We start from the raw sequence: 1,809 nt of genomic DNA, 5'->3' as shown, positions 1-1,809 counted from the left end.
GCCCTGCTGCTCAGCCGCTTCGACGTCGTGCTGCTCGACGAGCCCACGAACGACCTCGACCTCGACGGACTCGAACGGCTCGAGGCCTTCGTGCACGGACTCAGGGGCGGGGTCGTGCTCGTCAGCCACGACCGGGAATTCCTGGCCCGCTGCGTCACCCGGGTGCTCGAACTCGATCTCGCCCAGGGCGCCAACCGGGTCTTCGGCGGCGGCTACGACTCCTACCTCGAGGAGCGCGAAACCGACAGGAGGCACAAGCGCGAACACTATGAGGAGTTCGCCGAGAAGAAGGCCGACCTCGTCGGCCGGGCCCGCGTCCAGCGGGAGTGGTCGAGCCAGGGCGTGCGCAACGCGATGAAGAAGTCGCCGGACAACGATAAGATCCGGCGGAAGGCATCCGCTGAATCGAGCGAGAAGCAGGCGCAGAAGGTGCGGCAGATGGAGAGCCGGATCAAACGCCTCGACGAGGTCGAGGTGGTTCGTCGGTTCGTCGAGCACGAGCAGGTTGACGCCGCGGGCCTGGAGCAGGGCGAGGGCCGCGCGGGTGAGGGTGGATGTCGTGATGCTCATGAGAGGCTCCGATGTTCTGCGTGACCCAGGCGGTTGCCTGAAGACACCCTGAATCTAGGGAGACATGTGATGACGGGGCATCACTCCACGTGGTGATCCCTGTGGTGATTGTCAGACGAGGCCGAGCTTTTCAGCGCGACGGATCGCATCCGCCCGGTTGGTGACCTCGAGTTTGCCGAAGATATGCCGGGTGTGGGTGCGCAGGGTGTTCACGGAGACGTACAGTTCGCGGGCGATCTCGGGCCCGCTCAACTCGGTCGCCAGAAGCCTGAGCACGTGCAGTTCGCGTTCGCTCAGCGTTTCGGCGAGCGGCCGGGCGGATGCCCCCGGATCGTCCTCGCGCACGAACGCCGCGCTGAGGCCGCGAGCATAGTCGGGGGCGATTCCCTCGTCGGCTGCCGTTCGGAGAAGCGCGGCCATCGGCTCGCCCTCGTCCAGGAAGAGCCGTACGTACCCCTCTGGTTCCGCCTGGGCGAGGGCGCGCGCGAGCGGGCGGAGCGCCAGGTCCGTGTTGCCGGCTGCCGCGTGCGCCAACGTCTGCAGGACCAGGATCTCGTTCACCCGGCCGGCGCGGCCACCGGCATCCGCCGCTTCGAGCAAGCGGTCGAGCAGGGCCGCTGTCGCGTCGAGGGAGCCGGCCTGTGGATCGGACGTGTGCCGTGCGATCGAGAGCCTCGCCAGCGTGAGGTGGTCGAACTCGCGCAGGTAACCCGGCGCATCCGTTGTCGCGAGCCCCTGGCTGTCTGCCCAGCCCTGGGCATCACCGAGCCGTCCCTGCTTGATCCAGAGCCTGGCCTTCATCGCGGCAAGAGGCCGCACCTCCGGGAAGAACCCGGGCCGGTACAGGCGCTCCGCGGCGCCGAGCGCGTCAAGGGCGTCGTCGAGTCGTCCCTCCGCCTCGTCGATCCGGGACATCGCGGCGAACCAGCGATACCGGTTTTCGGGCAGGGACGCCCGCTCGCCGAGTGCCTGGCCGATCAGTAATTGCTCCCGGGCGGCGGGCAGGTCGGAGCGTTCACGAAGGAGCTCACTGACGGCGACGTGGAGGTCTGCCGTCGACTGGGGAACCGGCTCTCCCTGTTCCGCCGCGAGGCGCAGGGCATCCTCGCAGGCGCGCTGGGCGTCTCGCAGCCGCCCCTGTTGGATGAGGAGGTCGGCCATGACGATCGTGGTGCCGAGCATGTCGGCCAGGTTGCCGGATCGCCGGAGGCTCGTCGCGACCTCGCCGAACGCGTCGAC

The 1,809-nt window shown here is 68.5% G+C and carries 1 protein-coding gene and 1 pseudogene; one reads left to right on the top strand and one right to left on the bottom strand.

Translation table 11 applies throughout. The features are described from left to right. Positions 1-486, top strand: a pseudogene (locus tag QN345_RS18625) (ABC transporter ATP-binding protein); the annotation flags it as partial. A 195-nt stretch (positions 487-681) separates the two neighbouring features. Here the strand turns inward: QN345_RS18625 and QN345_RS18620 are convergent. Next, on the bottom strand, positions 682-1,809 hold a 1,128-nt coding region (locus QN345_RS18620), incomplete at its 5' end, for a LuxR C-terminal-related transcriptional regulator (protein ID WP_323509064.1).

Source organism: Cryobacterium sp. 10I1, from assembly GCF_035019805.1.
Lineage (GTDB): Bacteria > Actinomycetota > Actinomycetes > Actinomycetales > Microbacteriaceae > Cryobacterium > Cryobacterium glucosi.
Note: the sequence above shows the minus strand (reverse complement) of the source record. Positions and strands in the feature narration are given on the sequence as shown.